Here is a 17,150-nt window from a genome sequence, read left to right as displayed (position 1 = left end):
CCCCGTCCTGAAAGGAGCCATCCCATGAGTCAGTCAGAGGCCAAGGTCGTCGCCGGCAAGGCCGCCCCGCGCGGCAAGTTCCCTCACGTGAAACGCGCGGGCGACTTCCTGTTCGTGTCGGGCACCAGTTCGCGCCGCGCCGACAACACCCTGGCGGGGGCCGAGGTCATGGATGCCATGGGCGCCATGCGGCTGGACATCCGCGAACAGACCCGCGCCGTGATCGAGAACATCCGCGACATCCTGGGCAGCGTGGACGCCGGCCTGGAAGACGTCGTCGAGATCAGCGCCTATCTGGTCGATATGGCGGATTTCGCCGGCTACAACGAAATCTACGGTGAATTCTTCGGCTACGACGGCCCCGCGCGCACCACGGTCGCGGTGCACCAGCTGCCGCATCCGCATCTGCGCATCGAGATCAAGGCGGTCGCCTACAAGCCGCCGCGTTGACGGCCCCCGGGCGGAAGGCCCGCCCCGGAGGCCGGGGCCTCGGACAGGCATGCGCCGGGACCACCCGGCCACACACGCAAGGAGACATTCATGGAATTGAAATACGGACTGCCCAAGAACCTGATGAACTGGGTCGACGCCCATCGCACGCAGTTGTCGCCCCCCGTGTGCAACGCAGCGATCTTCGAGGACGGCAACTACATCATCAATATGGTGGGCGGCGGCAACCAGCGCACCGATTTCCATGACAACCCCACCGAGGAATTCTTCTACCAGCTGCGCGGCGAGGCCTCGGTGCTGGTCTGGGATCGCGGCCGCTACGAGCGCATCGTCCTGAAGGAAGGCGACGTCTACCTGCAGCCGCCGCACCTGATCCATTCGCCGCAGCGCCCGGACCCCAACGGCCTGTGCCTGCTGATCGAGCGGCCCCGGCCTCAAGGGGCGCGGGACGCCATGCAGTGGCATTGCGCCCATTGCGGCGCCCAGATCTGGCGCGCCGAAAAGCAGCTGGAAAGCCTGGTCGACGATTTGCCCAAGATCTTCCGGCAGTTCTACGCCGTCAGCGAGGCCGAGCGCGTGTGTCCCGATTGCGGCACGCAGCACCCGGGCAAGGACTACACGATCTGGCACAAGCAACTGAGCGAATCGCCGCTGCGTGTCTAGGCCGGGCGCTGTGGACCTCCAAGGAATCTGAACGCATATGATCGATATTCACGCCCATATTTTCCCCCCCATCAGCCGGGCCGACGCCCAGGCGCTGGACCCGGCCCAGGCCCCCTGGTTGAAGATCATCAATCCCGATGCGGGCATGATCATGAAGGGCGACAGCGAGTTCCGTCCGGTGATCCCCGTGCTGTGGGATCCGGATCTGCGCGTGGCCGACATGGATCGCCTGGGCCTGGACGTGCAGATCGTCAGCGCCACGCCGATCATGTTCGGCTACGAACTGGACGCCCGCAAGGTCGCCGGCTGGGCGACCCGCATGAACGACCTGACCCTGGAATACTGCGCCGGCCACCCGGACCGCCTGAAGGCCCTGGCCCAGGTGCCGCTGCAGGATACGGAACTGGCCTGCCGCGAGGCGTCCCGCGCCAAGGCGGACGGGCACGTCGGCGTGCAGATCGGCAATCACGTGGGCGACCGCGATCTGGACGACGCCCAACTGGTCGAATTCCTGCACCATTGCGCGGTGAACGACATCCCCGTGCTGGCGCACCCCTGGGACATGATGGGCGGACCCAATCGCATGCGCCAGTGGATGCTGCCCTGGCTGGTCGCCATGCCGGCGGAAACCTCGCTGGGGATTCTGTCGCTGATCCTGTCGGGCGCGTTCGAACGCCTGCCGCGCAGCCTGAAACTGTGCTTCGCCCACGGCGGCGGTTCATTTGCCTTTACCCTGGGGCGGGTGGACAACGCCTGGAAATACCGCGACATCGTGCGCCAGGATTGTCCCCATCCGCCCTCGTCCTATTGCGACCGTTTTTCGGTGGATTCCGCCGTCTTCGATCCCAAGGCCCTGCGCCTGCTGGTGGATGTGATGGGCAGCGAGCGCGTCATGCTGGGCTCTGACTATCCCTACCCCCTGGGGGAACAGAAAATCGGCCATCTGGTGACCGACGGCGACACGCTGTCGGCGGTGGAAAAGCGGCGCATCCTGACGGACAACGCCAAAGCCTTCTTCAACCTTGCCTGACGCGAGCGACCATGGACAAGACTCAGATTGAACAGTTGGGCGATGAACTGCATGCGGCATGGTCGGAACGCCGGCCGGTGGCGCCCCTGACCGGACGCCACCCGGACATGAGCATCGAGGACGCCTATCACGTCCAGCAGCGGATGATCAGCCGCCGCCTTCAGGCCGGCGCCCGCGTGGTGGGCAAGAAGATCGGCGTGACCAGCCAGGCCGTGATGGACATGCTGGGCGTCTACCAGCCGGATTTCGGCTATCTGCTCAGCGACATGGTCTACGCGCCCGGCGAGGCGATCTCCATGGCGGGGCTGATCCAGCCCAAGGCCGAGGGCGAGATCGCCTTCATCCTGAAAAAAGACCTGACCGGTCCGGGCGTCGGTGTCAGCGATGTGCTGGCGGCCACCGAAGCCGTGACCACCTGCTTCGAGATCGTCGATTCGCGCATTCGCGACTGGAAGATCAAGATCCAGGACACCGTGGCGGACAACGCCTCGTGCGGCGTGTTCGTGCTGGGCGATCAATTGGTCAGCCCGCGCGGGCTGGATCTGCGCACCTGCGGCATGGTGTTCGAGAAGAACGGCGAACTGCTGGGCACGGGCGCGGGCGCGGCGGCGCTGGGCCATCCGGCCAATGCCGTGGCCTGGCTGGCCAACGCGCTGGGCGCGTTGGGGGTCGGCCTGAAGGCCGGGGAAGTCATTCTGTCCGGCGCGCTGGCGGCGATGGCGCCGGTGGTCGCGGGCGACAGCCTGCAGGTGTCGATCGGCGGCATCGGCCACTGCGGCGTGCGCTTCATTGCATAGGAAAGGAAACGTCATGGAAAAGATACGGTGCGCCCTGATCGGCTCGGGCAATATCGGCACGGACCTGCTGTACAAACTGAAACGCAGCGCGGTGCTGGAGCCCGTCTGGATGGTGGGCATCGATCCACAGTCCGACGGCCTGGCGCGGGCGCGCGACATGGGGCTGAAGACCACGGCCGATGGCGTGGACGGGCTGGTGCCGCACATGAAGGAGGATCGCATCCAGATCGTGTTTGACGCGACCTCGGCCTACGTGCACAAGGACAACAGCGACAAGGTCACCGCCCGGGGCGCCATGATGATCGACCTGACGCCGGCGGCCATCGGGCCGTACTGCGTGCCGCCGGTGAACCTGGCCACGCACGTCGAGCAACAGGAGATGAACGTCAACATGGTCACCTGCGGCGGCCAGGCCACCATCCCGATGGTGGCGGCGGTGTCGCGGGTGCAGCCCGTGGACTATGCCGAAATCGTGGCCACGGTGTCCTCGCGCTCGGCCGGCCCAGGCACGCGACGCAACATCGACGAATTCACGACGACCACGGCAGGCGCCGTGGAGCGCGTGGGCGGCGCGCGCCGGGGCAAGGCCATCATCATCCTGAATCCGGCCGATCCGCCGCTGATCATGCGCGATACCGTCCACTGCCTGACCGACGGCGATCCGGATGAAGCCGCCATCACCGAATCGGTGCAGCGGATGCTGGCCGAAGTGCAGCGCTACGTGCCCGGCTACAAACTGGTCAACGGTCCGGTCTTTGACGGGCGGCGCGTATCGATCTATCTGGAAGTCGAAGGCCTGGGGGACTACCTGCCCAAATCGGCCGGCAATCTGGACATCATGACGGCGGCGGCCGCGCGCACGGCGGAAATGTTCGCCGAGCGCATCCAGAAGGGTGAGATCACCCTGTCGGCCGCGTAAAGGAGGATCACCATGAGCACACAGAAATTCGTCACCCTGCACGACATGACGCTGCGCGACGGCATGCACGCCATGCGCCACCAGATCACGCTGGACCAGATGAAGGCCGTGGCCCGGGGGCTGGACGAGGCCGGCATGCCCATGATCGAAGTCACCCATGGCGATGGCCTGGGCGGCTCGTCGGTCAATTACGGTTTTTCCCTGCACACGGACGAGGAGTATCTGTCCACCGTGATTCCGCTGATGAAAAAGACCAAGGTCTCGGCGCTGCTGCTGCCGGGGATCGGCACGGTCGATCATCTGCGCATGGCTCACGCCCTGGGTGTGCATACCATGCGCGTGGCGACCCACTGCACCGAGGCCGACGTCTCGCAGCAGCATATCGAAGTCGCCCGCAGCCTGGATATGGACACGGTGGGCTTTCTGATGATGAGCCACATGAACACGCCCGAAGGCATCGTCGGACAGGCCAGGCTGATGGAAGGCTATGGCGCCAACTGCATCTACATGACCGATTCGGCCGGCCACATGCTGCCGCATCAGGTCGCGGAAAAAGTCGCCCGCCTGCGCGATGCTCTGAAACCCGAGACGGAGATCGGCTTTCACGGCCATCACAATCTGGCCATGGGAGTGGCCAACAGCATGGCGGCCATCGATGCGGGCGCCAATCGCATCGACGCGGCTTGCTCGGGCATGGGGGCGGGGTCGGGCAACACGCCCATGGAGGCCCTGGTGGCGGTGTGCAATCTGATGGGCATCGAAACCGGCGTGGACTTGTTCAAGGTGCAGGACGTGGCCGAAGACGTCGTCTTCCCGATGATGGAGGAACCGGTGCGCCTGAGTCGCGATGCGCTGACGCTGGGGTATGCCGGGGTCTATGGGTCCTTTCTGTTGTTCGCTCGCCGTGCTGAAAAGCGCTATGGCGTCCCGGCGCGGGAAATCCTGGTGGAAATGGGCCGTCGCGGCATGGTCGGCGGCCAGGAAGACATGATCGAGGACACGGCGTTGAGCCTGGTCCGCCAGCGGGGTGCGGCATGAGCGCGCCGGGCCGCCCCAAGCGCGATTTCCCCCTGGGGGGGATGAGTCCGGACGCAGGTCAGTCCCTGCGGACTGGCCTGCGCCTGATGAATCGGAGCGACATGCAGGCCGCGAGGTGGATAGCGCGTAGCGCCAAGGAGGCACTATGAGTCTGGACACCGCCGTCATCCGCGAACTGGCCGAGCGCCTGGAAACCTGCGAACTGCAGGCCCGCGACACCCTGAAAATCACCCTGGACCACCCGGAGATGGACTGGGACGATGCCTACGCCGTGCAGGATGAGATCCTGCGCCGCAAGCTGTCCCGGGGGGCTCGGGTCGCGGGGCTGAAAGCCGGTCTGACCTCGTTTGCCAAGATGCGTCAGATGGGGATCGAAACCCCGATCTTCGGCTTTCTGGCGGATACCTTTCTGGTGCCCGATGGCGGCCAGTGCCGCCATGCGGATCTGATCCACCCCAAGGTCGAGCCGGAAATCGTCTTCGTCACCAAGGCGCCGCTGAAAGGGCCGGGCTGCTCGATTGCCGAAGTCCTGGCCGCCACCGATTTCGTGCTGGCCGGCATCGAGGTCATCGACAGCCGCTACCGGGATTTCAAGTTCGACCTGAAAAGCGTGGTGGCCGACAACTGTTCGTCTTCGCGTTTCGTGGTGGGCGGCATCATGCGTGATCCACGCGACCTGGATTTGCGCACCACGGGCGCCGTGATGGAAAAGAACGGCCGGATCGTTTCGCTGGGGGCGGGCGCCGCCGTGCTGGGGCACCCGGCCAATGCGGTGGCGATGCTGGCCAATCACCTGGGCCGGCGCGGCGCCGGGATCCCGGCCGGGACTCTGATCCTGACCGGCGGACTGACCGAAGCCGTGGCCGTCGAGCCCGGCGATCATGTGGCTTTGCACATGCAGGGCATGGGTTGCACGTCGCTGACTTTCGTGTAATATCGGCAATACTTTAAAACTAAATTATTAAATCCTTCAGGAGACAAACATGGCATTTCGCAAAACATTGCTGACGGCCGCCCTGACCCTGTCGCTGGGGCTGACTGCGGGGTCGGCGCTGGCTGAAGTCAAGATCGGCTTTCTGGCCACCCTGTCCGGTTCGGGCGCGGCGCTGGGCCAGGACATGGTGGATGGCTTCAACCTGGCGCTGGAAGAACACGGCGGCAAGTTGGGCGGGCAGGACATCGTCTTGCTGAAGGAAGATGATCAGCTCAAGCCCGACGTCGGCGTGCAGGCGGTGCAGAAATTCCTGGAAAAGGACAAGGTCGATCTGGTGGCCGGGGTGACGTTTTCCAACGTCATGATGGCCATCGCCAAGCCGTTGGCCGATGCCGACATGACCTTCGTGGGCTCCAACGCCGGGCCGGCTCCGCTGGCGGGCAATCAATGCAATCCGGGTTTCTTTTTCGCCGCCTGGCAGAACGACGGGCAGGCCGAGGTCATGGGCCAGTTCGCCACCGACCAGAAATACAAAGACGTCTACATGATCACCCCCAACTACCAGTCGGGCCGCGATCAGGTGAAGGGCTTCACGCGTTTCTACAAAGGCCGCATCTCGGGCGAGGTCTACACCCAGCTGGGCCAGCAGGATTATTCGGCGGAATTGCTGGCGCTGCAGGCCGCGAAACCCACCGCCGTCTGGGTCTTCCTGCCCGGCGGCATGGGTGTGAATTTCGTCAAGCAGTACAAGCAGTTCGGCCTGATGGGCAAGATTCCGCTCCTGACGGTGTCCACGGTGGATGGCAGCACCCTGCCGGCCCTGGGCGATGCCGCCCTGGGCGCCTATGCGGGCACGTTCTGGGGGCCGGATTTCAAGAACCCCACCAGCGAAGCCTTCGTCGCCGCCTTTGAAAAGAAATACAAGCGCATCCCGTCGCAGTACGCCGCGCAATCCTATGATTCGGCCCTGCTGATCGACAGCGCGCTGAAAAAGACCGGCGGCAAGGTCAGCGACAAAAAAGCCTTCCGCGATGCGTTGCGTGCAGCCGATTATGCGTCCGTGCGCGGAACCTACAAATTCAACGTCAACGGCTTCCCGATCGAGGATTTCTATGCCTTCGAAGTCGCCAAGGACGCGCAGGGCCGGGTGTCGCTGAAGACCATTGCGAAGCCCCTGACGAATCACGCCGACGCGTATTTCAAGAACTGCAAGTCTTGATGCGTTTCTGCAAGCCCTGAACGACGGGCGGCAGCCGCCGCCCGTCACGGAGGACGGACATGAGTCCGCAGTTGTTGTTCATGCAGGCCCTGAACGGCCTGCAATATGGAATCCTGCTGTTCCTGCTGGCCGCCGGCCTGACCCTGGTCTTCGGCATCATGAGCTTCATCAACCTGGCGCATGGCGCCCTGTACATGATGGGGGCGTATTTCGCCGCCGCCGCCTTCGGCTACACGGGTTCCTTCCTGCTGGCGATCCTGGCGGGCCTGGGCGGCGCCATGGCGCTGGGGGTGGCGCTGGACCGCTGCGGCTTCGCCCGCCTGTATCCCCGGGCGCACCTGGACCAGGTGCTGGCGACGTTCGGCCTGATGTTGTTCTGCAATGAGGCCGCGCGCATGATCTGGGGCTCGGCGCCGATTTTCATGAGCCTGCCCGATGCCCTGAGCAACACCATCATGGTGCTGGGCACGCCCTATCCTTTGTACCGCTTGCTGATCATCCTGGTGGGCCTGCTGGTGGCTTTGGGCTTGTATCTGCTGATCGAGCGCACCCGCATCGGCATGCTGATCCGCGCCGGCGCCAGCAACCGCGGCATGGTCGCGGCCCTGGGTGTGAACATCGGTTGGCTCAACACCTTCATCTTCGCCCTGGGGGCCGGCCTGGCGGGGCTGGGCGGCGCCATGGTGGGGCCGATCCTGTCGGTGCAGCCCGGCATGGGGGATTCGATCCTGATCATGACGCTGGTGGTCATCGTGATCGGCGGCATCGGCTCGATCCGGGGCGCCTTCCTGGGGGCGCTGGTGGTCGGCCTGGTCGACACCCTGGGCCGCACGGTCATGCCGGCGCTGCTCAGCCAGGCGCTGGCGCAGGAACTCGCCAGCACGCTGGGCGCCGCGATTTCCTCGCTGGCCGTGTATGTCCTGATGGTGGTCGTGCTGGCCATCAAGCCCGAGGGCCTGTTTCCCGTGAAAAAACGTTAAGGGCGGCCGGATGAGGATGGAATCCCTGATGATGAATACGCGTGCGACGCCTCGCGGCGCCGGCTGGTCCTGGCCGGTCGCGCTGACGGCCCTCATTTTCGCGCTGTTGCTGCTGGTGCCGGTGTATGCCGGCCTGACCGACAGCCCCTATGTGTTGCTGCAGTTCAGCCGTATCCTGGTGTTCGCGCTGGCCGCCGTGGGTCTAAACCTTGCGCTGGGCTATGGCGGGCTGGTCAGCTTCGGCCATGCCATGTATATCGGCCTCGGCGCCTATTGCGTCGCCGTCGCCTCGCATTACGGCGCGGACAGCGGGGTTCTCCACCTGCTGCTGGTGGTGGTCGTGACCGCCGCGGTGGCCGCGCCCGTGGGCCTGATCGCTCTGCGCACGCATGGCATCGCCTTCATCATGATCACGCTGGCCCTGGCGCAGATGTTCTATTTCCTGGCCGTGGGCTTGAAGCAGTATGGCGGCGACGAAGGCCTGCCGATCCGCCAGCTCAGCCGCTTCGGCGCCTTGACCGGCAGCCACGTCGGCCTGTATCTGGCCCTGCTGGCCTGCCTGGGCGCCAGCCTGCTGCTGTTGCGCCGTGTGATCCGGTCGCGCTTCGGCCTGATCCTGCGGGCCTCCAGCATGGATGCGCGGCGGGTGCGCGCGGTGGGGACTTCGCCGCTGGGATATCGCCTGCTGGCCTATGTGCTGTCGGCCGAATTGTGCGCCCTGGCGGGGTTCTTCCTGGCCAACCTGACCGCTTTCGCGTCGCCGGCCTACATGGCCTGGACGGCTTCCGGCGAGCTCATCATCATGGTGCTGCTGGGCGGCGCCGGCACCCTGGTCGGGCCCGTGGTGGGCGCCGCCGGCTTCCTGCTGCTGGAAGACGTCCTGAAAGGCCTGACCGACCACTGGATGATCATCATGGGCCCGGTGATCGTGCTCATCGTGCTGTTCCTGCGCAACGGGCTCTGGGGCATGATCGCTTCACCCAAGGAGGATCACTGACATGCAGCCCTTGCTCTCGATCCGCGGCCTGGTGAAACGCTATGGCGGCCTGCTGGTCACGGATCACGTCGATCTGGATATCCTGCCGGGCGAAATCCACGCCATCATCGGCCCCAATGGCGCGGGCAAGACGACGCTGATCAGTCAGATCATGGGCGAAGTGCCCAGTGACGCCGGCAGCATTTGTCTGGGCGGGCAATCCATCGATGCCTTGTCGATGGCGCAGCGGGTGCGGGCCGGCATCGGGCGGTCCTACCAGATCACGTCCGTGATCCAGCAATTCACCGTGCTGGAAAACGTGATCCTGGCGGTCCAGGGCAGCCAGGGGCACGGCTTTCATTTCTGGACGCCGGCGGTGGAGACTCCCGCGCTGGCGGGCCGCGCGGACGAACTCATCGACCTGATGGGGCTGTCGCCCCGGCGGGACGCGCCGGCCATGTCGCTGTCCTATGGGCAGCAGCGCCAACTGGAAATCGCCATGGCGCTGGCCGCCGACCCCAAGATCCTGCTGCTGGATGAACCCATGGCCGGCATGGGACACGGCGATACCGGGTCGGACATGATGGTGGACTTGTTGCAGCGCCTGAAAAGCCGCTACGGCATCCTGCTGATCGAACACGATATGGATGCGGTGTTTTCCCTGGCGGACCGGATCAGCGTGCTGTTCTACGGCAAGGTCATCTGCTGCGGCGACGTGGATACCATCCGCCAGAGCGCGGAAGTCCGTGAAGCCTATCTGGGCGACGAGGAGGTTCCCGTATGAACACGCCGGGCCGTCCCAAGTGTGAATTCCCCCGTGGGGGGACGGCGCGTGGCGCCAAGGGGGCTCTATGAACGCCGAACTGCTGAAGGTCGAAGACCTGGTGTCCGGCTATGGCCGCAGCCAGGTGCTGTATGGCATGCATCTCCAGATCGACGCAGGGCAATGCGTGACCCTGCTGGGCCGCAACGGCATGGGCAAGACCACGACCATCAAGAGCATCATGGGCATGCATCCGGCCTGGCAGGGCCAGGTGCGGTTCAAGGGCGCGAAGATCCAGAATCTGCCCAGCTACCGGGTGGCGCAGCGCGGCATCGGCCTGGTGCCGGAGGGCCGCCAGATCTTCCCCAACCTGTCGGTGCAGGAAAACCTGGTGGCGACGGCCGCCGACCGTCATAAAAAGCGCAATCCCTGGACCTTGCCGCGCATCTACGAATTGTTCCCCCGCCTGCAGGAACGCGCAGGCAATTTCGGCAATCAGCTATCGGGCGGCGAGCAGCAGATGCTGGCGATCAGCCGGGCGCTGATGACCAACCCCGAACTGCTGATCCTGGACGAGGCCACCGAGGGCCTGTCGCCGCTGGTGCGCCAGGAGATCTGGGCGGCGTTGGCGCTGCTGCGCCGCGAGGGCATGGCGATCCTGCTGATCGACAAGAACCTGGCGCCGCTGCTGCAACTGGCGGACCACCATTACATCGTGGAAAAAGGCCGGATCGTCTGGGACGGCGATTCGGCCGCCCTGAAGGGCGATGCGGACGCGCGCCAGAAATATCTGGGCGCCTGACGCCGGGTAATTGTCCCGATCCGTGCTTGGCGAATCCCTGCAGCATGCAGGCTGCCTGGCGTGGGGGCAAAGCTTTTGCCGCCGGGCCGCCCCAAGGCAAAAGGGCCCCCTTGGGGGGCAGCAAGCGGCCGCAGGCTGCGCAGCGTGGGGGCAATACTACTTTCAGTCCAGTTCGGGGATGATGCTGGGGGCTTCCATCTGCACGATGTCGCAGTTGTCGCCCGGGCCGGTGCGATCGATGATCAGGAAGTCCGACACGGCCTCCAGGCCCAGCAGCGGGTGGTGCCAGACGCCCCGGGCGTAGTTCACGCCCTGTTCGCCGCTGCACAGGAACACGCGCAGATCATCCACCGTGGGGGTGGTTTCGGCCTTGGCCACCACGACCAGATAGGGGCGGCCCGACAGCGGGATGAACGCCTGGCTGGCCTTGGGGTGGCGTTCCATCATGGTGAGGGTGAACGGCAGTGTGCGCGGCTGACCCCGGAAGATCGACACGATGGCGCGGCCATCGGCGCCCGGGTCGATGTGAGCCAGGTCGTGATAGCGTTCGGTATTGCCTTCATTGATAGTGAAGTGCCGGACGGTGTCGTCCGCCTGGATCACGTCGCCGAACGGCGCGAAGGCCTTTCGGGTCAGGGGTTCGATAGTCAGGCGGGTCGGGGTGATTGTGCTCATGAGTAGGGCTCCGTGAATGTCCGGCACACGCGAACGCATCCGGCCAGTGCGCAGATTCGCGGCACCATGGATAGTTTAGGCCGCAAACCGGGCGTCCAGGCGGAAGCGGGCGATCTGCCCGATCTGGTCCAGGCAGGTGGTGAATTCGGTATCCTGGTCATTGTGCAGCCGTTCTTCGATGGCGTCCATGATCTGATAGCGATTGCGGCCCTTGACGGCGATCACGAAGGGAAAGCCGAAGCGCTCGCGGTAGCGGGTGTTCAGGGCGCTCAGCCGCTGCAGCTCTTCGGCGCTGCATTGGTCCAGGCCTGCGCCGCGCTGTTCCCCGGTGGAGGCGTGGGTCAGGGTGCCGGCGGCGGCTTCCTTGCCGGCCAGTTCCGGGTGGGCGGTGATCAGGGCCAGTTGTTCGGCCGGAGCGGCTTGCTGCACGACACGCACCATGGCTTGATGCAGGGTGTCCACGTCGGCAAATGGCCGTGCCGCCCAGGCGCGTTCCGGGATCCAGGGGGAATGTTCGAAGATCGCCTCGAGCTCCCGGGAAAATTCGGACTGCGGCAGCGCGGAAAGTTCGTTCAGGGTCATGGTGGATATCATCAAGTGCGTCATGATGGAAAGTCTACGGGGTATCCCGCCTCAAAAGAAGGGTGTGACAACGTATAAGTGGTATAAGCTGAAGCGCATTCCCGGAACAAGGAACGGATCCCGATGCCTACACGACGCAGCAACGCCATGCTGGACACCTATCTGCTGAAGGTCTTTTGCATCCTGATGGCCGAACGCAGCGTGTCGCGCACCGCCCTGAAACTGAATCAGTCCCAGCCGGCCATCAGCGTGGCCTTGAAGAACCTGCGGCTCATTTTCCAGGACCCGCTGCTGGTGCGGGAAAAGGGCGGCATGGTGCCCACGGACCGGGCGCTGGCGATTCTGGATCATGCGAAGTCGGCGCTGGAATCCATCGACACCATGCTGGAGACCGGCGAAGACTTCGATCCGGCCAGCAGCCGGCAGGTCTTTCGCATTGGTTCGCCCGACTACCTGGCGCCGGCGTTCGCCGCGTCGGTCGTGGCGCGGTTCCGGCGCGAAGCGCCCCATGCGCGGCTGGTGCTGCATGCCCTGGGGCCGGATTTCGATTTCGAGCGTTCCCTGGCCGAAGGCACGCTGGACGTAGTGATCGGCAACTGGCCCGAACCCCCCGACCGCATGCATTTGTCCGTGCTGCTGGAAGATCCCATCGTGTGCCTGATGTCGGCCGATCACCCGCTGGCCTCGCGGGGGCTGACGCTGGAGGATTTTCGCCGCGTGCAGCATATCGTGCCCACGCCGTATTCCATGACGCAGCGCGGCATGATCGACACCGTGCTGACATCCTTGCGCATCCAGCGCGAGGAATGCGTCGAGGCGCAGTCCTTCATGCTGGCGCCGTACCTGTTGCCGGGCACCGACCTGGTCTTCACCACGACCCGGCATTTCGCCCGCTACTATGCGGGCTTGCTGCCGCTGACCATCGTGGAGTCGCCCATCGATTTCCCGCCGATGCGCTTTTATCAGCTGTGGCATGCGCGCAATCATCATGCGCCCTCCCATCAGTGGTTGAGGCATTTGCTGGGGGATTGCGGCCGGGCGCTGCCGGCCCGGCCTTGAGACCCGGTCTGCGGACCGGGCGCTGAAAAGCGTCGCGAACCGCAGGTTCCGGGGCGGCCGACAGGGTGCGCCCGTCGCCGCCAGGGCCTTCAGATGGCCCAGCCGCCCAGGTAAAACACCGCCAGGGCCACGGCGATGGCCAGGGTGCCGACGTTCAGCTTGCGCCATTCGCCGGCGAACACGCGGCCGATGACCAGGGTGGTGAACCCCAGCATGATGCCGGTGACGATGTTGCAGGTCAGCACGATGAACACGGCGCAGACCATGCCGGCCATCGTGTCCACGGTGTCGTCCAGGTGCAGCTTGCGCACGCTGCCCAGCATCAGCAGGCCGACGTACATCAGGGCGGGGGCGGTGGCGTAGGCCGGCACCAGGGCGGCCAGCGGCGACAGGAAGATCAGCGCCAGGAAACCCAGGCCGACGATGGTGGCGGTCAGGCCGGTCTTGCCGCCGGCGGCCGTGCCGGCGGCGGATTCGATGTAGGCCGCGGCCGGTGCGCCGCCCAGCCCGGCGGACACGATGGAACTGACGGAGTCGGCCGTCAGGGCGCGCCCGCCGTTGATGATCTGGCCGTCTTTGTCCAACTGGCCGGCCTGGCCGGCCACGGCGCGGATCGTGCCGGTGGCGTCGAACACGGCGGTCATGACCAGGGCCAGCACGCTGGGGATGACCACGGCGCTCAGCGCCCCGCCCACGTCCATCGTGCCGATCAGCGAATGTTCGCCGCCGAAGGACGGCAACGCGAACAAGCCCTTGAAAGTGACGGCGGGGTCCCAGATCAGGCCGACGGCCGACAGGGCCAGGATGACCAGCAGGATGCCGCCGGGCACGCGGCGCCGTTCCAGCCCGAAGATCGCGGCCAGCCCCAGGATGGACAGCAGCGCCGGCATGGCATTCAGGGCGCCCAGCGACACAGGCAGGCCCGGGCCGGGATTCTTCACCACCAGACCGACCTCGTTGGCGGCGATCAGCAGCAGGAACAGGCCGATGCCGATGCCGGTGCCGTGCGCGATGCCCGCCGGCAAGTTGCGCAGGATCCAGGTGCGCACGCCGGTCACGGAAATGGCGGTGAAGATCAGGCCCATCAGGAAGATGGCCCCCAGGGCGACGGCCGGCGACAGGCCCTGGCCCAGCACCAGGTCGAACGCGGTGAAGGCCGTCAGGGAAATCGCGCAGCCCACGGCGATGGGCAGATTGGCCCACAGCCCCATCAGCAGGGAGCCGAAGGCGCTGGTCAGACAGACCGCGATGAAGACGGATGAGGTATCGAAGCCCGCCTTGCCCAGCATGGCGGGGACCACGAAGACCGAGTAGACCATGGCCAGGAAGGTCGTCAGCCCGGCGAGGGTTTCCTGGCGTGCGCTGGTGCCGCGCGCCGTCAACTGGAAGCGTTGTTCCAGCCAGGTATTGGGGGTGATGCGGTGCGGTGTGGCGGAGGTCTCGAACCCCGCAGGCAAAACGGTTTCCTGCTCGCTCATGAGCCTTGTCTCCTGAATATCGACCGGCTCGTGGGCCGGCTTTGTGTGAAGGGCGCGCGGCTGCAAACGCAACCGGCCTGATTCATTCTAGGGACAAGGTTTTACGCTGTGAGCGGGCAGCGCTGATGACGATTATCAAGCTGCGCTGATGTGGAGGGCGGCGGATCGGCACGCTGGATCGAGGGCGCCGCCACAGCCGCGGCCTATGTGTCGCCGCGTTCCCCCAGGCTGGCCTGCAGCATGGACGCGACCCGGACGATGCACTGGCGCAGCCAGATGACCTCGGCCGCGCCATGGCAGCGGCGGTGCCACAGCAGGTAGAAGCGCATGGCCGGAAAGGGGAAGGGCGAGGGCAGGATGGTGATGGGCAGGTAGCGGGCGTAGTGCTGGGCGAACTGCCGCCCGGTGGTGAAGACCAGGTCGGTGCGCAGCAGCATGCCGGCGACCTGGCCGAAATAGGGGATGGTCATCTGGATGTTGCGCCGCAGGCCCTGGGCGGCCAGGTAGCCGTCGATGAAGCTCTGCCGTTCGGAGACGTAGGGAAAGGGCGCCAGGTGGGGCAGTTCCAGGTATTGCTTCAGGCTCAGGTCCCGGTGCGCGATGGGGTTCTGGCTGCCCACCATGCAGACGACTTCATCGTCGAACAGCCGCGCCATGTGCATCTGGGGCGGCGGCTCCAGCCAGTTGCCGATCACCACGTCCAGGCCGCCGTCTTCCAGGCCGCCGGCATAGTCGTAATCCGAATTGATCGGGTGTACGATGAATTTGGCATGCGGCGCTTCGCGGCGCAGGATTTCAGCGATGTTCGGCAGGAACATCGCATCCAGGTAGTCGGGGGCGCCCAGGTGGAACTCGCGCGTCGAATGCGCGGGGTCGAACGCGCCCGGCGGCTGGGTGATGCGTTCGATGGCGGACAGGGCCTCGTTGGCGCGGACCAGCAGTTCCTGGCCGCGTTCGGTGGCGACCATGCCGGTCTTGCTGCGCACCAGGATCGGGTCGCCGGTGATGTCGCGCAGCCGCCGCAGCGAATTGCTGATCGCGGGCTGGGACAGGCCCAGCTTGATCGCGGCGCGCGACACGCTTTGTTCGGTCAACAGGATCTGCAGGATGCGCAGCAGGTGGGTGTCCATGGAATCGCGGGTTTTGCTCATGCGGACCATTATTCACGGCGCGGGCGTCGGCGTCCATGATCAGCGACCCTGATACGCGCCATCATCGTTCATGAATGCCGGGGCTCGCGGCTTGATGCTATCTTGGACCATAACACCCGGCTTGAACATAAAAAGGTATCACGATGGAGACAACTGCCATTCGCTTTCAGTATCGTGGCCAGATCCACGAAGTCACTGATCAGCCCACCACCCGCACCGTGCTGCAGTACCTGCGCGAGGACCTGGGCTGCATGGGCACCAAGGAAGGTTGCGCCGAAGGCGACTGCGGCGCCTGTACCGTGATGGTGGCCGAACCCGACGGCCGGGGCGGCGTGACGATGCGAGCCGTCAATTCCTGCATCCAGTTCCTGCCCACGCTCGACGGCAAGGCCCTGTATACGGTCGAAGACCTGCGCCAGCCCGATGGGTCGCTGCATCCGGTGCAGCAGGCCATGGTGGACTGCCACGGTTCACAGTGCGGTTTCTGCACGCCTGGCTTCGTCATGTCGCTGTGGGGCATGTACCTGGCTCATGGCCCGCAGGACCCGGCCCCTACCCGCGCGCAGATCGATGACGCGCTGTCGGGCAATCTGTGCCGCTGCACGGGCTATCAGCCCATCATCCGGGCGGCCGACGAGATGTATCAGCTCCCGGCGGTCGCATTCGACCGCGCCGCGCTGGCGAAAGCCCTGGCCGCCTTGCAGCGCGATGACGTGTTTTCCTACACGCACGATGGTCACACCTTTCATGCGCCGCGCACCCTGGCTCAGCTGGCGCAATTGCGCCTGGATCACCCCGATGCCCGCATCCTGGCCGGCAGCACCGACGTCGGCCTGTGGGTGACCAAGCAGCAGCGCGACCTGCCGCACCTGATCTACATCGGTCAGGTGAGCGAATTGCGCGACATCCATGCGGAAGGCGATGACCTGATCATCGGTGCGGGCGCGTTGCTGAACGACGCCTACGATGCCCTGGTGGCGCGCATCCCCGAACTGGCTGAACTGCGTCAACGCTTCGCGTCTTTTCCGATCCGCAACGCCGGCACTCTGGGCGGCAATGTGGCCAATGGTTCACCCATCGGCGATTCCATGCCGGCGCTCATCGCCCTGGGCGCCAGCATCATCCTGCGCCGGGGCGACCGGGTCCGGGAAATGCCGCTGGAAGACTTCTACCTGGCCTATCAGAAAAACGCTGCCGAGCCGGGCGAATTCGTGCAGGGCCTGCGCGTGCCGGTCCAGGTGGCGGGTCGCCAGTTCCGGGCCTACAAATTGTCCAAGCGCTTCGACCAGGATATTTCCGCCGTCTGCGCCGCATTTGCCGTGGAACTGGATGATGCCGGGCTGGTGCGGCAGTTGCGCACCGGTTTCGGGGGCGTGGCCGCCACGCCCTGTCGCGCGCGTGCGGTGGAGGCCGCGCTGCTGGGCCAGCCCTGGGATGAAACCCATGCGCGGGCGGCCATGCAGGCCGTCGCCCAGGATTTCAAACCCTTGACCGACATGCGGGCCAGCAGCGATTACCGCCTGCTGGCGTCGCAGAATCTGCTGTATCGCTTTTATCTGGAAACCGCCCCTGGGGCGCCGTTGGCGACGCATCAGGTGAATACGGCCAATCTGGCCGAACTTGCTTGAGGAGCC

General features: G+C 65.3%; 18 protein-coding genes. 14 read left to right on the top strand and 4 right to left on the bottom strand.

Going from position 1 to position 17,150, the window contains the following annotated elements; translation table 11 throughout:
• Nucleotides 1–24 precede the first annotated feature (24 nt).
• From WBG56_RS09705 to WBG56_RS09650, 12 genes are all read left to right on the top strand, one after another.
• Nucleotides 25–450: a RidA family protein gene (locus tag WBG56_RS09705; RefSeq protein WP_424267688.1), complete on the top strand. Its 426-nt coding sequence runs from the start codon at nucleotides 25–27 to the stop codon at nucleotides 448–450.
• A 90-nt stretch (nucleotides 451–540) separates the two neighbouring features.
• The gene (nbaC, locus tag WBG56_RS09700) at nucleotides 541–1,113 is read left to right on the top strand and encodes a 3-hydroxyanthranilate 3,4-dioxygenase (protein ID WP_424267686.1); all 573 of its coding nucleotides are present in this window, start codon (nucleotides 541–543) and stop codon (nucleotides 1,111–1,113) included.
• A gap of 37 nt (nucleotides 1,114–1,150) precedes the next feature.
• The gene (locus WBG56_RS09695; RefSeq protein ID WP_424267684.1) at nucleotides 1,151–2,143 is read left to right on the top strand and encodes an amidohydrolase family protein; all 993 of its coding nucleotides are present in this window, start codon (nucleotides 1,151–1,153) and stop codon (nucleotides 2,141–2,143) included.
• Nucleotides 2,144–2,154: 11 nt separating this feature from the next.
• Nucleotides 2,155–2,940: a 2-oxopent-4-enoate hydratase gene (dmpE, locus tag WBG56_RS09690; protein WP_424267682.1), complete on the top strand. Its 786-nt coding sequence runs from the start codon at nucleotides 2,155–2,157 to the stop codon at nucleotides 2,938–2,940.
• A 13-nt stretch (nucleotides 2,941–2,953) separates the two neighbouring features.
• The gene (locus WBG56_RS09685) at nucleotides 2,954–3,859 is read left to right on the top strand and encodes an acetaldehyde dehydrogenase (acetylating) (RefSeq protein WP_424267680.1); all 906 of its coding nucleotides are present in this window, start codon (nucleotides 2,954–2,956) and stop codon (nucleotides 3,857–3,859) included.
• Between the two features lie 12 nt (nucleotides 3,860–3,871).
• Nucleotides 3,872–4,897, top strand: coding sequence for a 4-hydroxy-2-oxovalerate aldolase (gene dmpG, locus WBG56_RS09680; RefSeq protein ID WP_424267678.1), 1,026 nt, complete (start codon nucleotides 3,872–3,874; stop codon nucleotides 4,895–4,897).
• A gap of 145 nt (nucleotides 4,898–5,042) precedes the next feature.
• A complete protein-coding gene (gene dmpH / locus WBG56_RS09675; RefSeq protein ID WP_424267676.1) occupies nucleotides 5,043–5,831 on the top strand; it encodes a 2-oxo-3-hexenedioate decarboxylase in 789 nt (262 codons plus the stop codon).
• Between the two features lie 49 nt (nucleotides 5,832–5,880).
• Nucleotides 5,881–7,050, top strand: coding sequence for an ABC transporter substrate-binding protein (locus tag WBG56_RS09670; RefSeq protein WP_424267674.1), 1,170 nt, complete (start codon nucleotides 5,881–5,883; stop codon nucleotides 7,048–7,050).
• 59 nt (nucleotides 7,051–7,109) lie between these two features.
• A complete protein-coding gene (locus WBG56_RS09665) occupies nucleotides 7,110–8,030 on the top strand; it encodes a branched-chain amino acid ABC transporter permease (protein WP_424267672.1) in 921 nt (306 codons plus the stop codon).
• Between the two features lie 28 nt (nucleotides 8,031–8,058).
• A complete protein-coding gene (locus WBG56_RS09660; RefSeq protein WP_424267670.1) occupies nucleotides 8,059–9,027 on the top strand; it encodes a branched-chain amino acid ABC transporter permease in 969 nt (322 codons plus the stop codon).
• Nucleotide 9,028: 1 nt separating this feature from the next.
• Entirely contained in the window at nucleotides 9,029–9,790 is a 762-nt protein-coding gene (locus tag WBG56_RS09655; RefSeq protein WP_424267668.1) for an ABC transporter ATP-binding protein, read from the top strand.
• 67 nt (nucleotides 9,791–9,857) lie between these two features.
• Nucleotides 9,858–10,571 carry an ABC transporter ATP-binding protein gene (locus WBG56_RS09650; protein ID WP_424267666.1) on the top strand — a complete coding sequence of 238 codons (714 nt, stop codon included), beginning with the start codon at nucleotides 9,858–9,860 and terminating at the stop codon, nucleotides 10,569–10,571.
• A gap of 162 nt (nucleotides 10,572–10,733) precedes the next feature.
• Here WBG56_RS09650 and WBG56_RS09645 read toward each other — a convergent pair whose 3' ends face one another.
• On the bottom strand, nucleotides 10,734–11,246 hold the full coding sequence (locus WBG56_RS09645) for an ureidoglycolate lyase (protein WP_424267664.1): 513 nt from the start codon (nucleotides 11,244–11,246) through the stop codon (nucleotides 10,734–10,736).
• A 75-nt stretch (nucleotides 11,247–11,321) separates the two neighbouring features.
• Nucleotides 11,322–11,828, bottom strand: a complete 507-nt coding sequence (gene uraD, locus WBG56_RS09640) for a 2-oxo-4-hydroxy-4-carboxy-5-ureidoimidazoline decarboxylase (protein WP_424267662.1) — start codon at nucleotides 11,826–11,828, stop codon at nucleotides 11,322–11,324.
• 123 nt (nucleotides 11,829–11,951) lie between these two features.
• Between uraD and WBG56_RS09635 the strand changes: the two genes are divergently transcribed.
• Nucleotides 11,952–12,887 (top strand): LysR family transcriptional regulator, encoded by a 936-nt coding sequence (locus tag WBG56_RS09635; protein ID WP_424267660.1) that lies wholly within the window; start codon nucleotides 11,952–11,954, stop codon nucleotides 12,885–12,887.
• Between the two features lie 89 nt (nucleotides 12,888–12,976).
• Here the strand turns inward: WBG56_RS09635 and WBG56_RS09630 are convergent, their stop codons facing one another.
• On the bottom strand, nucleotides 12,977–14,365 hold the full coding sequence (locus WBG56_RS09630) for an NCS2 family permease (RefSeq protein ID WP_424267658.1): 1,389 nt from the start codon (nucleotides 14,363–14,365) through the stop codon (nucleotides 12,977–12,979).
• A gap of 203 nt (nucleotides 14,366–14,568) precedes the next feature.
• A complete protein-coding gene (locus WBG56_RS09625; RefSeq protein ID WP_424267656.1) occupies nucleotides 14,569–15,516 on the bottom strand; it encodes a LysR family transcriptional regulator in 948 nt (315 codons plus the stop codon).
• 143 nt (nucleotides 15,517–15,659) lie between these two features.
• On the opposite strand from WBG56_RS09625, the gene xdhA reads away from it, so the two are divergent.
• Nucleotides 15,660–17,144 (top strand): xanthine dehydrogenase small subunit, encoded by a 1,485-nt coding sequence (gene xdhA / locus WBG56_RS09620; RefSeq protein WP_424267654.1) that lies wholly within the window; start codon nucleotides 15,660–15,662, stop codon nucleotides 17,142–17,144.
• The last annotated feature ends 6 nt before the right edge of the window (nucleotides 17,145–17,150 follow it).

This window comes from Castellaniella sp., from assembly GCF_049671645.1.
Lineage (GTDB): Bacteria > Pseudomonadota > Gammaproteobacteria > Burkholderiales > Burkholderiaceae_B > Castellaniella.
Note: the sequence above shows the minus strand (reverse complement) of the source record. Positions and strands in the feature narration are given on the sequence as shown.